The following is a 14,855-nucleotide window of genomic DNA, read 5'->3' on the forward strand; positions in this document are numbered from 1 at the left end:
CCCTGACCCTCCACCCCCGCCCACCCGCGCCTACCCGCCGTTCCTGCGCAAGAGACGCACATGGTGGACCCTGGCCGCGACGGCCGCCCTGCTCACCGCCGGAATCCTCATCTGGCGCCCCGGCCCCGACTTACGGGCCGACGCCGAGAGCGCCCACGCGTGCACCGACCGCACCGGCGTCCAGCACATCGACGCCAGACAAGCCGGCCACGTCTGGACCAGGGACTTCGTCTGCGTCAACCGTCCCGACACCCCCCTCTACCGAGACGTCGACAGCACCGAGAAGATAGCGACCCTGGACACCCCGAAAAGCTGGTTCATCTGCTGGAACCTCGGCCGCGTCCAAGCCGACGGCGGAAGAGTCTGGTACTACACCCGAGGCGACCGCTCAGAACCCCGCAAGGAACGCTGGCAAGGCTGGGGCTACGTCGCCGCGGAACACGTCACCGCCCCCACCCATCCCGTCCCGAACATGCCCCGCTGCACCGGCATCCGATGACCACCAGCGCCCCGCCCCGGGCCGGGGAACGGTCAAGCGGCGTGTGCGCCGCGGCACCGTGGATCTACGGTGACCTCCAGGACGACGGCGTGCGCGCCGTCGGCGTCCATGAGGTGGTCTTCCACGGTGGGGCCGGTGATGGTCAGCTGGTGGCGGTGCAGCCAGCCGAACAGGTCCTCTCCGGCACGGACCACGCCCGCCGAGGGGGGAACCACGGCTCGTACGACGGTGCGGGCGGGCAGGGAAAGCTGCTCCCCGGTGCCACGAGTGGTCACCGCGGCGGCGAACGCGCCCGTCGGCTGCCCGCGGAGCCATGTCAACAGGGTCGCCGGAGGCGCCGGGCAGATGGTGCCGAGTTCGGACGGGTGGTGGAGCCGCACGCGGCGGACGCGCAGCCGGCGCGGGCCTACTGTGGCCTGCTGAGGCAGGATCGACATCGGTGTGGCGAGGTGGTCCTCGGCGTGGGCCGCGGTCGCGGCCAGCGTGGCGATGTCACGCCGGAGGTTCGTCACGGTCTCGGTCAGCGCCTGCCGCAGATGCGTCTCGGGGGCGTCCAGCAGTTCGGCGATCTGACGCAGTGGCAGGCCGAAGCGCTGTAGTCCGCGGATGCGTTCGAGTCTGGACAACTCAGCCACGCCGTACCAGCGGTAGCCGGTGGTGCGGTCCACCGCGGCGGGAACCAGGATTCCGATCTTGTCGTAGTGGCGCAGGGTGCGTTCGGACACGCCGACCATGCGCGCCAGTTGACCGATCCGCCACATGACGTCCCCTCTCCCAGGACGTTGACCTTGTCCCTGCGTCAGGGTCCTACCGTCGCTGTCCATGACTGATCCGAACCCACGGTGCCGGCTCACCGGTGTGCTGCTGTTGACGTCCCAGGTAGCCATGATCGCCGGTGCGGCCGTCGTGGTGCCATCGGGGTTGACCCTGAGTCCGTCCGATCCCGCCGCCGTGCTGGCCGCGGTCGGCGAACATGCCGGACTGCACCTGACCGAGTTGGCCTTGGACGTGGTGGGCTGGCTGGCACTGACCGCCGCCGGGCTGGTGATGGCTGCCGGTACGGCGCGGACGCCCAGACCGTACCTGGTGACGCTCGCCGGTGGCCTGCTCGCCGGTGCCGGGCTGTCCGGCCTGCTCCATGACGCCGGGAACCTGGCGCTGACCCAGCTGGCCGCCCGCCCCGCGGCCCCGGCGGCCGCCACAGTGGCCTCGGCGGTCCTGCTCACCGCCAAATGGATGGTCGATCTGGCCGGGCTGCTGTGGGTCGCCGCCACCGCCGCCGGCGCGATGGGCATCCCGATGCCTCCCGGCCTGCGTGTCGCCGGTGTGATCGCCGTGCTCAGCGGCCTGGCCGCGGTCGCGCTTCCGTGGACGACCGGGCTCGACGGCCCTACGGCGGCGCTGGAACGACTCGGGTACGCCCTCCACCTGCCCGTCATGATCTGGTACGGGGTCCTCGGCTGGAGGTTTGCGCGCGGGCGGAACCTCGACGTGAGCTGAACGTTTCAGCGGCGTGGCCTGGGCTCCTTCCGGCCGCCGATCGGCCCGCCGGACGGACGGGCGGTCGCGTTCCCCCAGGCTGAGGCGGCCGTCGGCACGACGCGCGACCGGCCGCCGCGCGAAAGGTGATCACGTCGCGTCTCACAGGGCGAACGCCGCATCGGACGGCCGATCGCGACCCGCACACTTAAGCGGTTAATTTCGGGATGCCCGGTCGGCGGGGCGCCGCGTGGCGTACCGGTGGCTCCCGCCCCCGGACCGGCGCTCTGACACGGGCGGCAGTTCGCCCATCGTCGTCCCCCGAAAGGACTTCCTGATGAGACGAAGTCTCGCCACCGTCGCGGCGGCCGGACTGGCCGCCGCGCTGGTCGTCACCGGTGGAGTCGCAGCGGTGACGATGCCGGCCGCGGCCGCCGCCGGGTGCAAGGTGACCTACAAGATCGTCAGTCAATGGGGCGGCGGCTTCCAGGGCGACGTGGCCATCACCAACCTCGGCGACCCGGTCAGCACCTGGAAGCTGGAATTCGACTTCCCCGACTCCGGCCAGAGGATCGGGTCCGGCTGGAACGCCACGTGGACGCAGTCCGGCGCGCGGGTGTCCGCTGTCAACGTGGGCCACAACGGCTCCATCCCCACCAACGCCACGGTCAGTGGCATCGGGTTCACCGCCAACATCACCGGCGCCAATCCCTTACCCAACACCTTCTGGCTCAACGGCTTCATGTGCAGCGGACCCGTGACCCTCACCCCCACCCCCACGGTCACCCCCACCCCCACGGTCACCCCGACTCCGACGGTCAGCCCAACCCCGACGCCGACCGTCACCCCCACACCGGGCGTGCCGCGTCCGGGCGTCGGGCCGTGCACGCCGGGCACGAGCTACCCCAACCCGCTGCCGTCGGCGTCGGTCACCGCCACCAAGATCCGGGACGGGTTCAACTTCCTGGAGGGCCCCGTCTGGGACGCCACCACCCAGAGCCTGCTGCTGTCGTCCATGCGCGACGGCACCGGGACGGAAGGCGTCCAGCCCTCGGACGTGCTGCGGTTCACCGAGCCGGACACCTTCCAGACCTTCATCCCCGGCGCCGGCAGCAACGGCCTGGCGCTCAGCCGGGACGGCGGCACGCTGCTGGCCGCGACGCATGACCAGCGCAGCGTCTCCTCCTTCCGCCTGCCCGACCGGACACGCGGCGTGGTGGCCTCCTCCTACCAGGGCCGCGCGTTCAACTCCCCGAACGACCTCACCGTCGGCGCCGACGGCACCGTCTACTTCACCGACCCCAACTTCCAGCGCGCCAACCGCCCGGACCAGATGTCCGGCCGCACCGGCGTGTTCCGGGTCAAGGACGGCGTCGTCTCACTGATCGACGACACCATCCGCCAGCCGAACGGCATCGTGCTCTCCCCCGACGGCAGAACGCTCTACGTCGGCGGCAACGGCACCGGCCGGGTCTACAAGTGGCCGGTCAACACCGACGGCAGCGTCGGCCCGCGCACCGACTTCGCGTCCCTGACAGGCTCGGACGGCGCGACCATCGACTGTGCCGGCAACCTCTACCAGGCGTCCTTCACCGACGGCAAGGTCCACGTGTTCGCGCCGTCCGGCGTGAAGCTCGGCACCATCTCCGCCGGGCTGAACACCACCAACGTCGCCTTCGGCGGCCCCGACGGCCAGACGCTGTACATCACCTCGGGCACGCCGTCCCGGGGCGGGAACACCGGCAACTTCGGCCTCTACCGCGTCCACCTGAACGTCCCCGGCTGGCCGTACTGACCTTCGCGTATCTCGCGAACGGCGCACATACCTACGGGCCGCACCTGGACGTGGTGCGGCCCGTGTCAACAGGGTCAGACGCCGCTTGGGGATGCCCTCGCCTCTGTCGAGCGTTACCTGCGGTAATTCCGGCCGAGTGCCTCACCGGGGATCGGCTTGGCGATGAGAGCGACGGGGATGAAGAAGCAGATCTGGCCGATCACCATGGTCAGCGTCCAGAGAGCCTTGTCGTCGTAGTGCACGGATGCCCGTGTGTACATCTCGTCGGGAACCCGCTCCCCGAGCGGGTTCGGGGTGAGAACAGCCTCCACGAGCTCCAGTGCGACCCGTTCCGCGTCGGTGAAGTAAGGGGCGTCTCGCCATGACGCCACGGCGGTGACGCGCTCCTCTGTCTCCCCGGCCTCGCGGAGAATCCCGGTCTGGCGGACGGTGTGGTACGTGCTGCCGACGATCTGCCCGGCACGCAGCTGCACCAGGCTGATCGTGGTCTGCGGGATCGCCCCGTTCTGGATCGCCTTGGCCATCGCTGCGGCGACTGCTCCCACCTCGGGGATGAACTGGGCGGGGTCCGGCAGACGCGACCGGAGGTTGTCCTGCTCGGTCGTCGTGGGTGTGGACATCGTGAGGTCTCCCTTCCTTGGATTTCAACGGTGCTGCTGAAGATCGCGGCCCGGTGGGGCTCGGCCCGTCCCGAAGTGGCCGGCGCCAAGGCAGCCGCCGGGCCCGGCGCGTCGCGTACCTGTCGTCACGGCTTCGACGGCCGGCGCGCCGGGGGGCCTACTGTCGTGGCCCCACTGCCCACGGCCGGAGCTTGTCGGGATTGCGTACCGCCCAGACGCGCGTGATCCGGTCGCCCGCGACGTCGAAAGCCATCACCGTCACGGTGACGCCGCTCTGCTGTACCACCAGACCGGGCTGGCCGTTGACCGTACGCTCCAGGATCGTCAGGCCGGGTGTCCCGCCGACGATCTCGACGGCGTAGCGCGCGATACGCTCGCCGCCTTCGATCGGGTGGAGCAGGGCGTCGACCAGGCCGCCGCTGTCGGTGATCACCGTGGCGCCGGGATCGAGGAGACCGATGAGGGCCTCGATGTCCTTGGCCTCCCACGCCTGCTTGAAGTCCCTGACGATGCCGGCACGCCGGGCCGCCGAAGCCGCGGGAGCCCGCGACGCGCGAACGCGACGCCGGCCCGACGAGGCCAGCTGGCGACAGGCCACCGGGGTACGGCCGACGATCTCCGCCACTTCGGCGAAGGAGTAACGGAAGACATCGTGCAGGATGAACGCGACCCGCTCGGCCGGAGTCATCGATTCGAGCACGACGAGGAAGGCCATGTTGATCGACTCGTCGAGAGTGACGCGATCCGCCGGATCGGCCGCGGCGCCACCCGGCCGCCCGTCGATCCACTCCGTACGCTCGGGCAGCGGCTCCGGCACCCACTCACCCACGTAACGCTCCCGCCGCGCCCGCGCCGAACCCAGCAGGTCCAGGCAGATACGGCTCGCGACCTTGGTCAACCAGCCGCCGGGAGACTCGATGGCCTCCTGCTGTCGCCGGGACAACGCGAACCAACGGGCGTAGGTCTCCTGCACCACGTCCTCGGCCTCGGCCAGGGACCCAAGGAACCGGTACGCGAGATTGATCAGCTGACCCCGCTCGCCCATGATCGCGATCTGCCTGGGATCAGGCCCTGACTCGGATGGGCTGGTCATGACGTCGTCGGCTCCCCTCGGTGCGACCACCTTCACCGATCCGACGAGACAGCCCCCGGAAATGTGAGGCCGACGCGTCCCCTCTCACACGTCGCAGACCGCTTGTTCCCCGCCGCTTCCCAACAAGCCGGCGTACTTCCGTCAGCACGGTCACGGGTATCCGGGAGGCTCACGACATGTCGGTCAGGTGCTCCCGGTAGGACCGGAGGCCTCCCCGCCGTTCTCCTCCTCCGAGGCCTTGTGTGGTGAGGCCGGCACCATGATCGGCTCGGTGCCCTTGGCACGCGTCACCCAGAGATAGACCAGCGCGCCGACGAACAACACGATCGAGGTCCACTGGTTGATCCGCAGCCCCAGAAGCGTCACCGCGTGATCCACTCCACCCACCGGGTCGATCCGCAGCCCCTCGATCCAGAACCGCCCGAACGTGTAGCCGGCGACGTAGAGGGCGAACAGGCGGCCATGGCGCAGCGTGAACCGCCTGCCGGCGAAGATCAGTGCGAACCCGAGGGCCGCGTCCCACAGCGACTCGTACAGGAACGTCGGGTGATAGAGCACGCCTGGCTCGCCGCCATGGGCCTGGTCGATCTCCAGACCCCACGGCAACGTGGTCGGACTGCCGTACAGCTCCTGGTTGAACCAGTTGCCCCACCGGGCGATCGCCTGCCCGAACGCGATGCCCGGCGCGACCGTGTCGGCCACGGCCCCCAAAGACAACCCCCGCCGGCGGCAGGCCAGCCACACCCCCACACCCCCCAGGGCGACCGCGCCCCAGATGCTGAGCCCGCCTTCCCAGATGAACAGCGCCTGGTAAGGCTCCTTGATCGCGCGCGGGCCGAAGTAGGTCTGCCAGTCGGTGATGACGTGGTAGAGCCGAGCGCCGATCAGACCAAAGATCACTCCGGGGACCGCGATGTCGCTGATCGTGCCCTTCTCACCACCCCGAGCGCGCCAGCGGCGCTCGCTGAGCCAGACGCCGAAGGCGATCGCGACGACGAAGCACAATGCGTAAGCGCGGATCGGGATGAATCCGAGATACCAGACGCCTTCGGAGGGGCTAGGTATCGAGGCGAGGGCCATGCCGGTGAGGCTAGTCAACGTGAGGCCACGTGGCCGACTTCGTGACCTGATCGCAAACCTTCGACGACGTGACGCGGCACAGACGAAGCGGAAGGTCGGGACCACTCATCGTTCGTAGAGGTACCACCCACTGGGTGTTTGCTCGCAGTAGTACCAGTCCCCGGAGTGCCCTTCCCTCTCGGCTTTTCTTTCCTCGAAGTGGTTTTCCACGGCACCACAGAAGACCCTGCCGTACTCGCTGTTCGGAAAGGTGCTGATCAGCGTGGCCGCCTGCGCCGGGACGGCGAGCAGGCCGGCGCTGGAGACGACGACGGCTGCGACGAAGGCGATGCGCGTTCCGAGTTTCACGGTTCGACTCCCGTCGATCGGGTGTTGAGGGCATCAGGAGCCCACGGCGAGTTGAATGCTGTACCGCCGACGGTAGAGGTCGGTGAGGGAGGGCTCCCTGGATCTTCTGAACCTCGGTTTGGCATGCCCACCAAAGAGACTGTGGTCCCGCGCCAGGGCGCCAGCCTGAAGGCGCAGGGGTCGTCCGGAGAAACCTGCAGGTGGTCGATGCCGGTGAGGCTCCTGGCCACGTCCCGGAGCCGCCGGCCGGCGGTGTGGTCGACGGCTCGCGGCGCGACGCGGACCTCGGTGATGTTTCAGTGGATATGCAGAAGATCGTCGTGGCGGGCTCGACGTGTTTCCACGGGGCCATGGCCGAAGACACCGGGAGACGGACTTCGAACGGTGAGCATCCCGGAGAACCATGACTGCGCTGGAACCGAGATCGCCGCGCGGCGGTAATGCAAACTTCAATCATGGGCAACGAGCGGGCAGCGGCCCGGGAGCTTGGGATGTTCTTACGCTCCCGGCGCGAGAGGACGACTCCGCAGGATCTCGGGCTGGAGCCCGGCCAGAGGCGGAAGGTCGAGGGACTTCGGCGCGAGGAGGTCGCGGCACTGGCCGGGCTGAGCACCGACTACTACCAGCGCCTGGAGCAGGGCAGGAACGTGCGTCCCTCCGACGCGATACTCGACTCGATCGCCGACGCGCTCGGGCTGGACGAGGTGGAACGACGTCACCTGATGAGACTGGCGCAGTTGGCGCGCAGGCCACGACTGCCGGTCCTCCATGCCGCGGACCGGGTGGCGAGGAACACCAGGCTGCTCCTGACGGCGCTGGACCTGCCGGCTCTCGTGGCCACCCGGCACCTCGACGTGCTCGCATGGAACGCTCTGGCCGCGGCGCTGCTCGGCGACCCTCGCGAGCTTCCGCCGGACCGGCGCAACCTGCTCCTCACGCTGTTCCATGAGGAGTTCCGGCCGCGGTGCCCCGGCTGGGAAGCCATGGCGTTGGACTACATCGGCATACTGCGTGCCGCCATCTCCACCGACCCCGATCATCCACGTGCCGTCGCGGTCGTGAGTGAACTGAGCATCGGCAGCCCCGAGTTCCGCCGGCTGTGGGCCCGGCACGACGTCAGGGAAGTGGCCCACGGCACGAAGACCATCCGGCACCCCCGCGTCGGTGACATCGCCGTCGAATGGGACGCCTATCCGCTACAGCCCCCGCCGGGACCACTGATGATCGTGTTCACCCCCAAGGCCGGGCATGAGCAGCGGATCCACCTCCTCAAAGTCATCGCGGACGCCGGCGAAGACTGTGAGCCGCAACCTCACACCGCACCCTGACCTGCCACGCACCTCACCGACGCCGCGGCCGCCCCGGCCGCCGAAGCCGATCAGCTCCGCATCAGCCCACGCAAGAAATTTTTGTGGCATGGCGTCGAATCCGGGGCCGGCCGTTCGTAGAACAGATGAGGGCGGCCGGACGTGGCCGCCAGGACAAGGGAGTCATGGGATGACGCGGTACTTGATCTCCTTCGATGACGGCGCGATGGACCACATCCCCGACGAGGACTGGGCCGACGTGGGCAAGGCCTCGCACGCGGTGGTCCAGGAGGCCGTGGACGCCGGCGTGTGGGTGTTCGCCGCCGGGCTGGAAAGGCAGAGGGCGAGCGTCGTGGCCACGGACGGGATGGTCACCGACGGCCCCTACCCGGAGACCAAGGAGGTCATCGGCGGGTTCATGGTCGTCGACGTCGCCTCACGCGAGGAGGCGCTGACGTGGGCCGCCAAGACCGCCGCCGCTTGCCGCTGTGCGCAAGAGGTCCGGGAACTCATGCCCGACCCCGAAACAGACGCGATGCTCCGCCAGGCTGACAGGCGATGATGACATCCCCACGACGTCTGATCGACGAAGACGCACCACGTTGAACGCGCGAGGCGGTGACCCCGGGGATCGGGCGTGGGGCGAAGCCCGGTCCCCGTGCCTGGCCGGATCCCATAACCACTGATCTTCCAGTGGAGCGACAGCCACACCCATCGCGGCGAGTGTGTCCGCTCATCTGCACAAGTGCGTGTCGACCACCGTTCGACATGTCACAGGTACGAGCAGAGGCCCCGGGTGTGTCCAGAGAAGCCGGGCGCAGACCTCACGGTGGTGGACACCGACGCCAGTGCGCTCATCAGTTCCTCGAGGTTCCGCCGCACCCGCGCTGCCTCCACGATGAGGGCAGCAGCCCCTTCCGGTCGTGCACTTTTCACCCATGGCCATCAGTGGCTACTCGCGTTGCGCCGCATCCCATCACAAGATCGATCAGAGTGGGGCGCGTCGTCCCAGCTCATCCTGCACACAGCGGCTGCCCTACTGGCCATGTGCTCCATCACGGCAACGGTCGCCAGATTCTTGTGACCGATCGGTCAATACCGCGCCGCATCGGTCTGCACTAGATCTGTCTTGATCGTTCATACGCCCGTCCACCAAAGGAGAAGCATGGACAAATTCACTTGGCTTCGTCGGCTCGGCCTCGCCTCAGCGGTGGTGGCGGTCGGCCTGGTCACCGTACCGGCGGCCGCCCACGCCGACGGCTATGACACTCCCCGCAGCGCCACTGCTACGGGGGCAGGCAGCACCTACGCCGCCGGGGTGGCGGCGGCCGAACAGCGGGCCCGGCAGGCCGTCCTCGCGGTCGGCCACGACTGCACCCCTGGGACCTACAACACGAGGATGATCTATTCTTCTCCGGGTGGCGGCACATGGGTCTTCCAGTCCACCCACCAGGCGACGTGCGTCGACTGATCAAGGTGCAGCAGATCGGCCCCGCCGGGATTGTTCACCGTCGGGAAGCCCAGCGCCGGCAGCCCCAAAACGCTGATCCTGACCTCCTGTGTGCCGCAGATCGGCCGACGTCTCTGGGCGTCCCAGCCCCCGCGCACCACTAGAAGCGCTGCCCGTCACCACACGATCGCGGGACCGACCATCAGCAGTGGCAGTCCGTATCCCTCGTAACCCCTGGCACCGATCCCGTGATGGCCAGAATCAGACGCAACCGTTCGCCCCTCGGAGCCGTGCCGCACCAGCAGGTACCGGCAGGTGCCGGCCCACCGCTGGTGGTAGCCGTTCGTTTGCGGCAATAGGCCTACCGATGGGGCGATCGGAACTCATCCAGAGATCAACCGTCCTGACGCGAATCAGGAGCGGCGACATCCAGGTCGGTGAGACGGGCCGAGAGCGCCCACAAACGGGCCGCCTCGCCACTGTCCGTCGGGCCGTCCCGTGAGATGCGGCAGTCGACGCAGTAGTCACCGCCGTGCTTGTCGAGCAGGGGCGAGGTCGCGGCCCAGACCAGTGATGCCGCCCCCTGCTCAGGTGTTCTGAACAGACCCGGCACCGGGTTTCCGTCGGCGTCGATCCAGCCGGCGGCGGCCATCTCACCGGCCGTAAGGTGTCGCTGCAGATGCGTGAGGACCCAGCCGGGGTTCACCGAGAAGGCGTGAACCCCGCGCGCTCGCCCGACCCTGTCGAGGTGGCGGGCGAACAGGATGTTCGCGAGCTTGGACTGGCCGTAAGCGGCCCATTTGTCGTAGCTGCGAGCGAACCCCACGTCATCCCAGCGGATGCTCCAGTCCGAGTTGTACCCAGAGGCGACCGCGACGACCCGGGCCCTGTCGACGGCCGTCAGAGCGGGCCACAGCAGGTTCGTCAGCGCGTAGTGGCCCAGGTGGTTGGTAGCGAACTGCGCCTCCCAGCCCGGCCCCACCCGCGTCTCCGGACAGGCCATGATCCCGGCGTTGGCGATCAGGATGTCGAGGGTGTTGTGGCCGCGGCGGAACCGCTCGGCGAACATCCGGACAGAGCCGAGGTCAGCCAGGTCAAGCTCGCCGACTTCGACCCCTTCCACATCGGCGAGTGCCCGCCGCGCCACATCGGGCCGCCGAGCCGGCACGACCACCAGAGCCCCAGCCCTGGCGAGCGCACGGGTCGCCACCAGCCCCAAACCGGAGTACCCCCCGGTGACGACCACGGTCCTGCCACTGAGATCGATCCCGACCAGAACATCGTCGGCGGTGCTCGTAGCACCGAATCCGTCGCCGTTCACGCCAGAAGTCGTGTGATCCGCCATTCCGGGAAGGCTAGGTGCTAGACCGTGGTCTAGGTCAACGCCCTACGATCCGGAAGATGGAGACCACGGATGTGAGCATCGGCGAGGTGGCGCGCCGCACCGGGTTGAGCGTGCACGCTCTACGGCTGTACGAGCGTGAGGGACTCCTGGCCGGCGAGGTCCGGCGTGACGAGAAAGGCCGCCGACTGTACAGCGAATGGGACGTCGAATGGCTGACCAACTGCGTCAAGTTCCGCTCATCCGGCATGCCACTGGCGACGATCAGCCGACTGGCCCAACTCGTCCGCGAGGGCACCGGTAACGAGGCCGAACGACTCGAACTACTGCGCGGCCACCAGCTCCACATCGAGGAACAGCTCGCAAAACTGCACGCCTGTCTCGACCTCATCAACAACAAGGTGGCCGCCTATCAGCGACACCTCGCCGTCGGCGCGTCCGGAGATCCGTGGTAACAGAAACGCATCCGCTGTGCCGAAAATGCGCCGCAGCACACCGATGGTGGGGCCGATGGCACAGCTCACGCTGGTGCCGCCTATGGGCGATGAGGCACCGCATGTCATGCTCACCCCATCGGCTCCCTCCAGCCGATCAGCCGGGGCACGAGAAAGCCGCCGCCCTTTTACCGCTTCGACGAGATGCGCCCCCAGAGGATGAAAGTTTCGTAAGCAGAACAGAAACTTGCTACAGGTCCTTTAACTGTCAATAATTGACGATGTAAGCAAGGCCCGAAGCACAGACACCATGGAGGCAGCCGTGAAAACGATCCACCGTGCCGCCAGGCTGGCACTCGGCGCGATCGCCGGGCTGACGCTCGCCCTGTCCGGCACGACACCGGCCTCGGCCGCGACGTGGGAACTGCGCGACTTCCAACAGCGGATCTGCGTCACGTCGAGCGGCGGCCACCCCGGCACGTACTTCGTAGCCGCGGTTGTCGGGACCTGGTCGACGACCGTCCAGATCGGACTGCAGAACCTTCCCCCCGGTTCGACCAGCGCGGGCGGCACACCGATCGCCCCCGGATCCAATTACCCCGACCCCAGCGACGGCTCGACAACGATAAACGGCTTCGTCCAGATCTCGATCCCGCCGCTCCCTGTCGGGGTGTACACCCCTCTGTTGACTGCCTCGGACCGCACGGAGACCCAGTCCGTTCCCGTCACCATCAACGTGAAGGAGAGCTGCTACTAGCCTCGCCTTCGCACGTGCAGCTCAGTCATGAGCCAGCCGCTATGACCAGTCCGACATCCGACGTAATCGGCACAACTCAGAACTGATGACGCGCGGAAACGGGAGCTAGCCAGTGCTGTGACCGGAAACAATCGCTGAGGGTGGGTGAAAGTTTCACTCGGGCAAAGCCCTACCGCCCCATCGGATGCCTTTCTCGCTGCAGATACGGGCACAGTGGAGTGAACAGCAGCTGACCTAGTACTTGTTGGCCCACGCGCTTATGCGCCAGTTCTTGTGCGCCGAAAGGTTGCCCGAGATCGCATAGATCGCCTTCCGTGCGAGGGCGCGGATAACTTCAGGGCGGCCCAGTAGGTGGGGTCGATGCCCTTGCGCCGGTGGTTGACGCCCAGGTCTCAGCGGGCGGGGATGGCCTCCCGCCCACTGAGGTCCAGGCAAGCCAGTCCGACCTCGCGGAAGCGGTGAATGACGTCGCGCACGGTGTCCTCATCGGCCTGCACCGGCCGAGCGATCACCGGCACGGTGGTTGCCGCCGGCCGAGACCAGCAGGATCATCGCCGACCGACAACGCACCGTGCTCATGGCGCCGCGCTGCTCGTCGGTCGTGACCCGCGCGGTATCCGACTTCGTGTGAGGCGTAGCTGCGGGGTTCGAGGGTGCGGGTCAGGCTTCGCCGGTGGTCAGGCCGATGGGGCAGCTCACGCCGGATCCACCCAGGCCGCAGTAGTGGCTTTCCCCTCCTACCGTGGAGACCTAACCTAAGAAGGGTTGGGCGTGGGAGAGTCGAGACGACGGTTCGATCCGAAGTTTCGGGCAGGTGCCGTGCGCATCGTCCCGGAGACGGGTAAGAGTTCCTAACAGAATGATCTTTGTTGTGGTTTGATCTCTCGCTGTAGTCGTGGCGAGAGGAGTGCCAGGGCCGAAGCGTTCTCATGTCGTGAGACCGAGTAGCTGGAGTCCATCGGCGGGATGGCTGCTGTCGTGGTCGTTGGTGGCGGCGATGTTGGTCCAGCCGATCAGGTGGCCCGGTGGGAGGCTGGTGACGGCGTAGATCGTGACGATGGTGGTCTTGCCGGTCCTGTGATCGGTGCGGCGGCGTTTGACCTGGATCGCCGCAGGCGGACACGACGGGCAACCGTGCTCAGCGCGGCGTCGACCTGCTTCTCCTCGTGCGCGAACGGGCCCCGATCGAAGGTCACGATGGGGAAGTCGGCGTCACGGCCTTTGGTCATCAGGCCGAACCCGGGCCTGGGAGGAGGTCGACGTCGTCGGCGTGCATCGGCTCTCCGCAGTGACTGCAGCGCGGGTCGACGTGGCCGATCTGCCCGCAGGCATGGTGGCGGTACAGGACGGGAGGCCCGGCCTCGCCGGCGAGCCAGCGGTCACCCCACCGCGCCATCACCATGAGCATCTCGACGAGGTCGGCGCCCTTGGCGGTGAGGTGGTATTCGTAGCGGGGGCGGGCGTCGTAGGGCAGCCGCTCGAGCACACCCTGTTCGACCAGGTGGTTGAGCCGCTCGGTGAGTACCTTGCGGGAAATCCCGAGGTCGGCCTGGATGTGGTCGAAGCGGCGCACCCCGGCCCACACGTCGCGCAGGATCAGCGGCGACCAGGGCTCGCCGATCACGTCCAAGGTACGCGCGATGGAACACGCCATCTCCCCGAACCGCGTTCGCTGCATGGCAGCAATCTAGCAAGTGGGGTTCCCTTACGGAACCTAGAGTGTTACCTTTCTCAGCGTCTCTTAAAGAAACCTCGAAAGGGATCCGATGACATTCATAAGGCGCTTCGACCACGTCGGCATCACCGTCGCCGACCTCGACGCCGTGACGGCGTTCTTCGTCAGCCTCGGTCTGGAGGCCGATCGGAAGATGGCCGTCGAAGGCGAGTTCCTGGACACGGTGATCGGCATGACCGACGCCCGCACCGAGATCGTCATGCTGCGACCGCCCGGCGGAGATACGACGCTGGAGCTCTCGAGCTTCACGCGGCCGGACCACCTCCCAGGTTCGCCTGCCGCACCGGCCAACGAACTGGGCCTGCGCAACGTCGCCTTCGAGGTGCACGACCTCCAAGCTGCGGTCGGCCACGCCGCAGTCGACGGCTACGGCCTGGTGGGAGGCATCGGCGAATACGAGGGCGTTTGGCGGATGGCCTACGTCCGCGGGCCCGAAGGAATCATCGTCTCGTTGGCCGAGCGCATCGAGAAGTAAGGAGACATCATGAGCACGACCGTGACCGACGAACAGATTCGGGCTCTGGCCGCATGAACCGCGCCGGGTTTTGTGGAGACTTCGGTGTGCCCCGGGATCCGTGGAGCTGAATTACTGGATCTCATGCCACGGTGGTCGTGTTCTCGAACTCTATCGGGGTCAGCATGCCCAGGCTGCTGTGACGCCGTTGCCGGTTGTGCCAGATCTCCAGGTATTCGAGATGGCGTTGGCGAGTTCGATCCGGGTGTTCCAGCGTCGGCGTTCGGGCCGGAGGGCACCTCGAACGACGCCGTACCTTCCGACGCCTTCAGGTGGTCGAAGCCGAGGTACTCGGCCTTGACCGTCCGGGTACCCGCAGGCAGATCCTCCGGCAGCGTGACCGTGGCCGCGCCGTCCTTCAGGTGGGCGAGCTCCGACCACGAGCCGATGCTGAACCGCACC

The 14,855-nt window shown here is 67.8% G+C and carries 16 protein-coding genes and 1 pseudogene; 9 read left to right on the top strand and 8 right to left on the bottom strand.

Going from position 1 to position 14,855, the window contains the following annotated elements; translation table 11 throughout:
- On the top strand, positions 1 to 499 hold a 499-nt coding region (locus ABGB17_RS38255), incomplete at its 5' end, for a hypothetical protein (RefSeq protein ID WP_347639188.1).
- Between the two features lie 32 nt (positions 500 to 531).
- On the opposite strand, the gene ABGB17_RS38260 is transcribed toward ABGB17_RS38255, so the two are convergent.
- The gene (locus ABGB17_RS38260) at positions 532 to 1,260 is read right to left on the bottom strand and encodes a MerR family transcriptional regulator (protein ID WP_347639190.1); all 729 of its coding nucleotides are present in this window, start codon (positions 1,258 to 1,260) and stop codon (positions 532 to 534) included.
- A gap of 61 nt (positions 1,261 to 1,321) precedes the next feature.
- On the opposite strand from ABGB17_RS38260, the gene ABGB17_RS38265 reads away from it, so the two are divergent.
- Positions 1,322 to 1,999 (top strand): hypothetical protein, encoded by a 678-nt coding sequence (locus tag ABGB17_RS38265; RefSeq protein WP_347639192.1) that lies wholly within the window; start codon positions 1,322 to 1,324, stop codon positions 1,997 to 1,999.
- Positions 2,000 to 2,315: 316 nt separating this feature from the next.
- On the top strand, positions 2,316 to 3,773 hold the full coding sequence (locus tag ABGB17_RS38270; protein ID WP_347639194.1) for an SMP-30/gluconolactonase/LRE family protein: 1,458 nt from the start codon (positions 2,316 to 2,318) through the stop codon (positions 3,771 to 3,773).
- A gap of 113 nt (positions 3,774 to 3,886) precedes the next feature.
- On the opposite strand, the gene ABGB17_RS38275 is transcribed toward ABGB17_RS38270, so the two are convergent.
- The 4 genes from ABGB17_RS38275 to ABGB17_RS38290 all read right to left on the bottom strand — a co-directional run bounded on the left by ABGB17_RS38275 (position 3,887) and on the right by ABGB17_RS38290 (position 6,914).
- Entirely contained in the window at positions 3,887 to 4,393 is a 507-nt protein-coding gene (locus ABGB17_RS38275; protein ID WP_347639196.1) for a carboxymuconolactone decarboxylase family protein, read from the bottom strand.
- Between the two features lie 157 nt (positions 4,394 to 4,550).
- Positions 4,551 to 5,522 (bottom strand): RNA polymerase sigma factor SigJ, encoded by a 972-nt coding sequence (gene sigJ / locus ABGB17_RS38280; protein WP_347639198.1) that lies wholly within the window; start codon positions 5,520 to 5,522, stop codon positions 4,551 to 4,553.
- 147 nt (positions 5,523 to 5,669) lie between these two features.
- Positions 5,670 to 6,566, bottom strand: a complete 897-nt coding sequence (lgt, locus tag ABGB17_RS38285; RefSeq protein WP_347639200.1) for a prolipoprotein diacylglyceryl transferase — start codon at positions 6,564 to 6,566, stop codon at positions 5,670 to 5,672.
- A 105-nt stretch (positions 6,567 to 6,671) separates the two neighbouring features.
- Positions 6,672 to 6,914, bottom strand: a complete 243-nt coding sequence (locus ABGB17_RS38290) for a hypothetical protein (RefSeq protein ID WP_347639202.1) — start codon at positions 6,912 to 6,914, stop codon at positions 6,672 to 6,674.
- A 491-nt stretch (positions 6,915 to 7,405) separates the two neighbouring features.
- On the opposite strand from ABGB17_RS38290, the gene ABGB17_RS38295 reads away from it, so the two are divergent.
- The 3 genes from ABGB17_RS38295 (at position 7,406) to ABGB17_RS38305 (ending at position 9,692) form a co-directional block, all read left to right on the top strand.
- Positions 7,406 to 8,242 carry a helix-turn-helix transcriptional regulator gene (locus ABGB17_RS38295; RefSeq protein ID WP_347639204.1) on the top strand — a complete coding sequence of 279 codons (837 nt, stop codon included), beginning with the start codon at positions 7,406 to 7,408 and terminating at the stop codon, positions 8,240 to 8,242.
- 169 nt (positions 8,243 to 8,411) lie between these two features.
- Positions 8,412 to 8,783 carry a YciI family protein gene (locus tag ABGB17_RS38300; protein WP_347639206.1) on the top strand — a complete coding sequence of 124 codons (372 nt, stop codon included), beginning with the start codon at positions 8,412 to 8,414 and terminating at the stop codon, positions 8,781 to 8,783.
- 603 nt (positions 8,784 to 9,386) lie between these two features.
- A complete protein-coding gene (locus ABGB17_RS38305) occupies positions 9,387 to 9,692 on the top strand; it encodes a hypothetical protein (protein WP_347639208.1) in 306 nt (101 codons plus the stop codon).
- A 373-nt stretch (positions 9,693 to 10,065) separates the two neighbouring features.
- Here the strand turns inward: ABGB17_RS38305 and ABGB17_RS38310 are convergent, their stop codons facing one another.
- Positions 10,066 to 11,016, bottom strand: a complete 951-nt coding sequence (locus tag ABGB17_RS38310; protein ID WP_347639210.1) for an SDR family NAD(P)-dependent oxidoreductase — start codon at positions 11,014 to 11,016, stop codon at positions 10,066 to 10,068.
- A 56-nt stretch (positions 11,017 to 11,072) separates the two neighbouring features.
- Here ABGB17_RS38310 and ABGB17_RS38315 point away from each other — a divergent pair, with 56 nt between their 5' ends.
- Positions 11,073 to 11,468, top strand: a complete 396-nt coding sequence (locus ABGB17_RS38315; protein WP_347639212.1) for a MerR family transcriptional regulator — start codon at positions 11,073 to 11,075, stop codon at positions 11,466 to 11,468.
- A gap of 301 nt (positions 11,469 to 11,769) precedes the next feature.
- The gene (locus ABGB17_RS38320) at positions 11,770 to 12,204 is read left to right on the top strand and encodes a DUF5980 family protein (RefSeq protein WP_347639214.1); all 435 of its coding nucleotides are present in this window, start codon (positions 11,770 to 11,772) and stop codon (positions 12,202 to 12,204) included.
- Positions 12,205 to 12,591: 387 nt separating this feature from the next.
- Here ABGB17_RS38320 and ABGB17_RS38325 read toward each other — a convergent pair.
- Together ABGB17_RS38325 and ABGB17_RS38330 are read right to left on the bottom strand one after the other, a co-directional pair.
- Positions 12,592 to 12,792 (bottom strand): annotated as a pseudogene (locus ABGB17_RS38325) (helix-turn-helix domain-containing protein); the annotation flags it as partial.
- A gap of 640 nt (positions 12,793 to 13,432) precedes the next feature.
- Positions 13,433 to 13,882, bottom strand: coding sequence for a helix-turn-helix domain-containing protein (locus tag ABGB17_RS38330; RefSeq protein WP_347639216.1), 450 nt, complete (start codon positions 13,880 to 13,882; stop codon positions 13,433 to 13,435).
- An 88-nt stretch (positions 13,883 to 13,970) separates the two neighbouring features.
- On the opposite strand from ABGB17_RS38330, the gene ABGB17_RS38335 reads away from it, so the two are divergent.
- Positions 13,971 to 14,414: a VOC family protein gene (locus ABGB17_RS38335; RefSeq protein ID WP_347639218.1), complete on the top strand. Its 444-nt coding sequence runs from the start codon at positions 13,971 to 13,973 to the stop codon at positions 14,412 to 14,414.
- The last annotated feature ends 441 nt before the right edge of the window (positions 14,415 to 14,855 follow it).

It is taken from the genome of Sphaerisporangium sp. B11E5 (assembly GCF_039871875.1).
Taxonomy (GTDB): Bacteria; Actinomycetota; Actinomycetes; order Streptosporangiales; family Streptosporangiaceae; genus Sphaerisporangium.

Bases quoted from the DNA above. Each gene is read 5' to 3' on its own strand.
- ABGB17_RS38330 (WP_347639216.1), bottom strand. From the start codon at position 13,882: ATGCAGCGAACGCGGTTCGGGGAGATGGCGTGTTCCATCGCGCGTACC.
- lgt (WP_347639200.1), bottom strand. From the start codon at position 6,566: ATGGCCCTCGCCTCGATACCTAGCCCCTCCGAAGGCGTCTGGTATCTC.
- ABGB17_RS38305 (WP_347639208.1), top strand. From the start codon at position 9,387: ATGGACAAATTCACTTGGCTTCGTCGGCTCGGCCTCGCCTCAGCGGTG.
- ABGB17_RS38275 (WP_347639196.1), bottom strand. From the start codon at position 4,393: ATGTCCACACCCACGACGACCGAGCAGGACAACCTCCGGTCGCGTCTG.
- ABGB17_RS38335 (WP_347639218.1), top strand. From the start codon at position 13,971: ATGACATTCATAAGGCGCTTCGACCACGTCGGCATCACCGTCGCCGAC.
- ABGB17_RS38295 (WP_347639204.1), top strand. From the start codon at position 7,406: ATGTTCTTACGCTCCCGGCGCGAGAGGACGACTCCGCAGGATCTCGGG.
- ABGB17_RS38265 (WP_347639192.1), top strand. From the start codon at position 1,322: ATGACTGATCCGAACCCACGGTGCCGGCTCACCGGTGTGCTGCTGTTG.
- ABGB17_RS38270 (WP_347639194.1), top strand. From the start codon at position 2,316: ATGAGACGAAGTCTCGCCACCGTCGCGGCGGCCGGACTGGCCGCCGCG.
- ABGB17_RS38315 (WP_347639212.1), top strand. From the start codon at position 11,073: ATGGAGACCACGGATGTGAGCATCGGCGAGGTGGCGCGCCGCACCGGG.
- ABGB17_RS38300 (WP_347639206.1), top strand. From the start codon at position 8,412: ATGACGCGGTACTTGATCTCCTTCGATGACGGCGCGATGGACCACATC.
- ABGB17_RS38310 (WP_347639210.1), bottom strand. From the start codon at position 11,016: ATGGCGGATCACACGACTTCTGGCGTGAACGGCGACGGATTCGGTGCT.
- ABGB17_RS38260 (WP_347639190.1), bottom strand. From the start codon at position 1,260: ATGTGGCGGATCGGTCAACTGGCGCGCATGGTCGGCGTGTCCGAACGC.